At 44.3% G+C, this 6,000-nt stretch carries 6 protein-coding genes; 5 read left to right on the top strand and 1 reads right to left on the bottom strand.

Annotation, left to right across the window (positions count from 1 at the left end; translation table 11 throughout):
• The first annotated feature begins 237 nt into the window (after positions 1–237).
• From der to V7K35_RS28880, 3 genes are all read left to right on the top strand, one after another.
• Positions 238–1,608 (top strand): ribosome biogenesis GTPase Der, encoded by a 1,371-nt coding sequence (gene der / locus V7K35_RS28890; protein WP_335083825.1) that lies wholly within the window; start codon positions 238–240, stop codon positions 1,606–1,608.
• Positions 1,609–1,981: 373 nt separating this feature from the next.
• Positions 1,982–2,899, top strand: coding sequence for an energy-coupling factor transporter transmembrane component T family protein (locus V7K35_RS28885; RefSeq protein ID WP_335083823.1), 918 nt, complete (start codon positions 1,982–1,984; stop codon positions 2,897–2,899).
• A gap of 124 nt (positions 2,900–3,023) precedes the next feature.
• The gene (locus tag V7K35_RS28880; RefSeq protein WP_335083821.1) at positions 3,024–4,508 is read left to right on the top strand and encodes an anthranilate synthase component I; all 1,485 of its coding nucleotides are present in this window, start codon (positions 3,024–3,026) and stop codon (positions 4,506–4,508) included.
• A 238-nt stretch (positions 4,509–4,746) separates the two neighbouring features.
• On the opposite strand, the gene V7K35_RS28875 is transcribed toward V7K35_RS28880, so the two are convergent.
• A complete protein-coding gene (locus tag V7K35_RS28875; protein ID WP_334793841.1) occupies positions 4,747–4,872 on the bottom strand; it encodes a hypothetical protein in 126 nt (41 codons plus the stop codon).
• A gap of 93 nt (positions 4,873–4,965) precedes the next feature.
• Here V7K35_RS28875 and pipX point away from each other — a divergent pair, with 93 nt between their 5' ends.
• Both pipX and V7K35_RS28865 read left to right on the top strand, forming a co-directional pair.
• On the top strand, positions 4,966–5,244 hold the full coding sequence (gene pipX / locus V7K35_RS28870) for a transcriptional coactivator PipX (RefSeq protein WP_335083819.1): 279 nt from the start codon (positions 4,966–4,968) through the stop codon (positions 5,242–5,244).
• On the top strand, positions 5,241–5,909 hold the full coding sequence (locus V7K35_RS28865) for a YggS family pyridoxal phosphate-dependent enzyme (protein WP_335083817.1): 669 nt from the start codon (positions 5,241–5,243) through the stop codon (positions 5,907–5,909). Before pipX ends, V7K35_RS28865 begins: the two co-directional genes overlap by 4 nt.
• Positions 5,910–6,000 lie beyond the last annotated feature (91 nt).

Raw genomic sequence — 6,000 nt, 5'->3', positions numbered from 1 at the left:
TAGACCTCTTGCATAAGTCGAATAGACCCCCCTTAATCCCCCCGATATATTGGGGGGAAACTTTAAATCTTGCCCCCTCCCCTTATGAAGGGGAGGGTTGGGGAGGGGTGATTCAAGGATTTTTGCAAGAGGTCTATTGTTTAGATTGAAATACTTGGGAAATTATTAAAATTTCAAGTTTAAAGTGAGTAAAATGTAAGTACGTGATATACTACGTCTCTGACTTACCCTGGTTTTATGGCACTGCCAATTGTTGCAATTATCGGACGCCCAAATGTGGGCAAATCCACCCTGGTTAATCGACTCGCCGGGGAACAAACGGCGATTGTCCATGATGAACCGGGAGTGACACGCGATCGCACTTACATGCCAGCTTTCTGGAATGGTCGCGAATTTTTAGTCGTAGACACTGGTGGTTTAGTCTTTAATGATGATACCGAATTTTTACCACTAATTCGCCAGCAGGCAATGACAGCGCTTGCAGAAGCATGTGCCGCTATTTTTGTAGTAGATGGTAAAACAGGCCCCACATTGGCAGATTTAGAAATCGCCCAATGGATGCGCCAACAACGCGTACCTGTGCTACTAACTGTAAATAAATGTGAATCCCCAGAACAAGGCTTAATCCAAGCTGCCGAATTTTGGGAATTGGGATTGGGCGAACCTTACGCCATTTCCGCGATTCATGGCAGTGGTACAGGAGAGTTACTCGATGAGTTAATTAATCACATACCTGCTATTGAGGACATCCCAGAAACTAATGAAATCAAAGTAGCAATTGTGGGACGCCCGAATGTGGGCAAATCGAGCTTACTCAATTCTTTTGTCGGGGAAGAGAGGGCAATTGTCAGCCCAATTTCCGGCACCACCCGCGATGCTATTGATACTTTCATTGAACGAGACGGACAAAGCTATCGCTTGATTGACACCGCCGGCATTCGCAAAAAGAAACACATAGAATACGGCACAGAATTCTTTAGTATTAACCGTGCTTTCAAAGCGATTCGCCGCGCTGACGTGGTTTTATTAGTACTAGATGCCGTAGATGGTGTGACTGAACAAGACCAAAAATTAGCTGGGCGGATTATCGAAGAAGGTCGAGCTTGCATCATCGTCGTTAATAAGTGGGATGCTGTCGAAAAAGACTCTTACACAATCTACGACTACGAAAAAACTCTGCAATCACGGTTACATTTTACCGAATGGGCAGAAACAATCTTTGTGAGTGCCTTATCAGGACAACGGGTAGAAAAAATTCTAGAGTTGGTGAAAACGGCGGCTGAATCACACAAACGCCGTGTCAGCACATCAGTTATTAACGAAGTCTTAACAGATGCCGTCAGTTGGCATTCACCGCCAGCATCCCGTGGTGGGCGTCAAGGCAAGATTTATTATGGTACACAAGTAAGTAGCCAACCACCAACGATCGCCTTATTTGTCAATGATTCCAAACGCTTCAACGACAACTACCGCCGCTACATTGAACGCCAATTCCGGCAACAGCTAGGATTCAAGGGCACGCCAATGATTTTATTGTGGCGGAGTAAAAAAGTCCGTGATGCCGAAATTGGTAATGTTAATAGAGCAACTCGCGTCAAATTAAGTTAGGAGTAGAGACGCGATTAATCGTGTCTGTACAAGAGTTATGAGTTAAAGTCAGAATTGCTTGCTAACTATAGAACCCTATTAACTTGAGTTTGATAGCGGTATAAGGTGAAAGTTATGAGATTTACTCGTTCCCGTGCTCCGCGTGGGAATGCATTAATTGAGGCTCTGACTCAATGTCTGAGTGGAGGCAGCAGCCCCTAATTAGCCATTCCTATGCTCTGCATGGGAACGAGAGAATAATAGGAAATAAATCGAGCTTTTTTCGACTTGTGCGTACACCGTAGCCTTTTTAAAGGAGGATCGAGGTTTCAGGTTTTCAATGCATAAGTCCTGTTAAAGTCAAAACTGCTAACTCCTAACTCTTAACTTTAAAATGGATTTACTGCGATCGCTGCCACTTGGACTTTATTTAGAACAACCCCAAACTTGGCTGCATAAAATCGATCCGCGAGTCAAGTTCGCCTGGTTGATGAGCTTTTTAACAAGCTATATTTTGGCTAACAACTCTTGGCGGGTGCTGCTGGTGGTAGTATTGATTATTGCCACCTTGATTGCCAGGATTCCTCGACGAGTATGGCAGCAGCAAATGGGTTGGCTGTTAATGCTATCATTTTTTGTCTTAGCGATCGGAGCCATCAGCCCTGATGGAATGGGTGTAGATTATCAGTCACGCCTGCCAGCTAATGAACAAATATTAAGCCAGCCATCAAACTCCAATAATATTGTTCAAGAGCAAGTAGCTGAGGAAAAAAAATACTACGTACTATTTCACAAAGGTCCAGTGAAAATAACTCGCTACTCCTTGAGTTTGGCAGTACGCCTGAGTACACTTATATTTACTGTGATTTACAGCACCAACTTGTATCTGCTGACAACCGCACCAGAAGAAATCACATCTGGTATAGAAAGCCTAATGCAACCCCTGCGACGCCTGAAGTTGCCTGTCACAGAAATAACTTTAACTTTAACCTTGTCCTTGCGTTTTATTCCCCTGGTATTAGAAGAAGTACAAAACTTATTTCGCTCCGTGATGACAAGGGCAATTAATTGGAAAAAGCTGGGATTGAAAGGAGGATTCAAAGTTTGGATGACAGTCGCAGAGAGATTGTTAGAAAATCTGCTCTTACGAGCCGATCAAATGGCGAATGCAATGATGGTGAGGGGTTTTACCAGTCCCAATGAGCATCGAGTCCAGTGGCACGACTTACGATTAAGAGCGCGTGACTGGCTTGCTATTGCAACTTTAATTTTATTCTGGGGAATACGGCTAGCTATAGGAACTCAGGTCTAATTTTGCGCCGAGAAAATGGTAATAGGTAATAGGTAATTGCATTTTGTCAGGGGTCAGTAGTCGTAGTTATTTGTACTCACTGCTGAAAACTGTTAACTAACTATTGACAACGCTTCTAAACAGTATGACCAAGGCTTGGTATTGGCGATCGCTACCCTTAGAAAAGCGCACAGGTTCGGAAGTTTTTGCTGCTCTTTTTCGCCCCACCGCCGCACCGGGAATTGCTACCCTACTAGAAAGTTCCTATCCAACGCCAATCGACCATCCCCAACTCAACCAATATTCTATCTGTACAGGCGCTCCTCGCATAGTAGATGGCATCCCACAGATGTGGACACCAGAAGTAGGAGAGGTTTTTCCCTTCTTAGAAAAGTTGTTACAGCAAGGAGTAGCAGGTGAAGAGGAGGAATTTACTTCCCCTACTTCCTATCTTCCCTTTACTGGCGGTTGGTTGGGTTGGCTAGGCTACGATGTGGCATGGGAAATTGAACAGTTACCCCGTGATAAAATTGATCCCTTACCTTTTCCTATAGCTTTTTGGTACGAACCAGATTGTTTTGCTGTTTTGGATCATGCACAACAAATTCTTTGGCTAGCCGCCAGTGATGCAAGTGGACTCGATGAGTTAGAAAAGAAGTTAGCAAAGAAAGACGCAGGGAAAGAATTCTCCGTGTCTCCCTGTCCCCGCATCCCCGTGTCCTCTTCCCTCCCCCTATTTTTGACATCTCAGGCAGATTATGAAACAGCTGTCAACCAGGTGAAAAAATATATTCAAGCTGGAGATATCTTTCAGGCAAATCTTTCATTGCGATTTCAAGCGTCTACATCGGCTTCTGGTTGGGAAATTTACCAAGCTTTACAAAAAATCAATCCTTCTCCTTTTGCCAGCTATTGGCAGACGCCTTGGGGGGAACTGATCAGTTGTTCGCCGGAACGGTTAGTAATGTTGCAAAATCGGCAAGCCGAAACCAGACCGATCGCTGGGACGCGATCGCGTGGTATAACTCCAGAACAAGATATGCAATTGGCCCAAGATTTACTCAGCAACACTAAAGAACGTGCAGAACACATCATGCTAGTGGATTTGGAACGCAATGATTTAGGGCGAGTTTGTAAATGGGGAACGGTTGCTGTTGACGAATTGCTGACAATTGAGCGATATAGCCATGTGATGCATCTTGTCAGCAACATCAAAGGTACTTTAAAAGGCGAATGCACTACCATTGATTTGATTCGCGCCACGTTCCCAGGTGGCACAATTACAGGTTGTCCCAAAGTCCGTTGCATGGAAATTATTGAAGAATTAGAACCCGTGCGGCGCAGCTTGTTCTACGGTTCTTGTGGCTATTTAGATTGGCGTGGTTATTTAGATTTAAATATCTTAATCCGCACCCTGTTACTAGCTCCCGCGTCTGGTGAAGCAGGGGAAGTAAATTCTTCCTCATCTCCCTACTCAAGACTCATCCCCCAGCACTCAGCACTCAACATTGTCTGGGGACAAGTCGGCGCTGGAATTGTCGCAGACAGCGATCCTGAGAGAGAATGGTATGAATCTCTGCACAAAGCTCAGGCACAATTGGCAGCGCTGAAAATGCTAGATAATCAATAGAAGATAGTTTTCTTTGCTGTCCCCACTCTCCCCTCCCCTATTCTGTTAGCTATTTTGCGCCATTGGGCGACAGTTGTGGCAGTATAGAAAGAAGTTGAAAAGTTCGCTGTTGCCGTTGGGAACTTCAAAGGGTGTTTTTCCTGGCAACGCCGAACTTCAACAACAGGATCAGGACTATTTTGTGCCTTGTTCCTACAGATTGGTAAATTGAAATCACCAAAGCAGATGGTGATGTTTATCAGCCAGCCTCTACTCTGTAGAATCTACGCTTTGCGGCTTCTGTTGTACCATTTCGCTTCACTACCACTAGCTTCATCTGCCCATTAGGAACTAGATCAAGGTCTTCGTAACCGCAGTTTTGCATTTTAAACAAATATTCAGGCGAATGTTGGTATTATCGTCTGAATGTTTGGAATTCACTGCGAAAAGATATACATACTCCCACCTTGACTCTTAAATGAATTCAGAAAACGCAGAAACTTACATAAACCATCCAACTTGGGGTTTACTCTACAAAATCTGTATGGTTGATGAGAACCAGGATTTGTTCACCACACTTTATGCCCAGCGCTTATTTTTTTTAGTAGCACATGACGTTAAAGGTGTTAAATTCCAATCTCTAGGACGGACTGAGGCTAGAATGATGTTGGAAAATCGCTTACGTACCCTACGTCGCAGTGGACAATCTCAGGAGTACGATCAGCTTCAGAGTGTTTTCCAACGCACCTTCCAATGAACAGTTCGATTTCCGAACGTATTGTTTCCATTCGCTCCTCACTACCAACTTCAGTCCGATTGATTGCTGTTAGCAAGCAAGTTTCTGCCCAGGCCATTCGGTCTGCCTATGCCGCAGGAATTCGTGATTTTGCGGAGAGTCGCATCCAAGAAGCCGCCAGCAAACAAGCCGAGTTGCAAGACTTACCGGATATTACCTGGCACTTTATTGGACATTTGCAAAGCAATAAAGCTAAAAAAGCGATCGAGCAATTCCCCTGGATTCACTCCGTCGATAACTTGAAGCTGGCACAGCGCTTAGATCAATTGGCGCAACAGCTAGGAGTGAGTCCCCAGGTTTGCCTGCAAGTGAAAATTCTCCCCGATCCCAACAAGTCCGGTTGGAGTATGTCAGAACTTTTAGCTGATTTACCCACACTCAATCAATACAAAAGTTTACAAATTCAAGGTTTGATGACAATTCCGCCTTCAGGATTAAATGCTCCGGAAATTTTGAATGTGTTTAATCTCAATCGTCAGCTAGCAAAGGAAATCCAGGAGCAAAACTGGTCACATATTAAAATGCAGCAACTATCTATGGGTATGTCAGGCGACTACGAACTGGCAGTGCAAGCAGGCGCAACGATGGTACGATTAGGAACAATATTGTTTGGCGATCGCTCTTAGCCTGTTGATCATCAGCCTGGAGGTCAGTATTAATAGAGATCAGGATTTGATGACAAGAATTTTGTAACAGACTGGTGCAATTGGAAACAAA

The organism is Nostoc sp. (assembly GCF_036917275.1).
In the GTDB taxonomy this organism is placed as follows: Bacteria; Cyanobacteriota; Cyanobacteriia; order Cyanobacteriales; family Nostocaceae; genus Nostoc.
This window is presented reverse-complemented; position numbering and strand designations above follow the sequence as displayed.

Bases quoted from the DNA above. Each gene is read 5' to 3' on its own strand.
- der (WP_335083825.1), top strand. From the start codon at position 238: ATGGCACTGCCAATTGTTGCAATTATCGGACGCCCAAATGTGGGCAAA.
- V7K35_RS28885 (WP_335083823.1), top strand. From the start codon at position 1,982: ATGGATTTACTGCGATCGCTGCCACTTGGACTTTATTTAGAACAACCC.
- V7K35_RS28880 (WP_335083821.1), top strand. From the start codon at position 3,024: ATGACCAAGGCTTGGTATTGGCGATCGCTACCCTTAGAAAAGCGCACA.
- V7K35_RS28875 (WP_334793841.1), bottom strand. From the start codon at position 4,872: ATGCAAAACTGCGGTTACGAAGACCTTGATCTAGTTCCTAATGGGCAG.
- pipX (WP_335083819.1), top strand. From the start codon at position 4,966: ATGAATTCAGAAAACGCAGAAACTTACATAAACCATCCAACTTGGGGT.
- V7K35_RS28865 (WP_335083817.1), top strand. From the start codon at position 5,241: ATGAACAGTTCGATTTCCGAACGTATTGTTTCCATTCGCTCCTCACTA.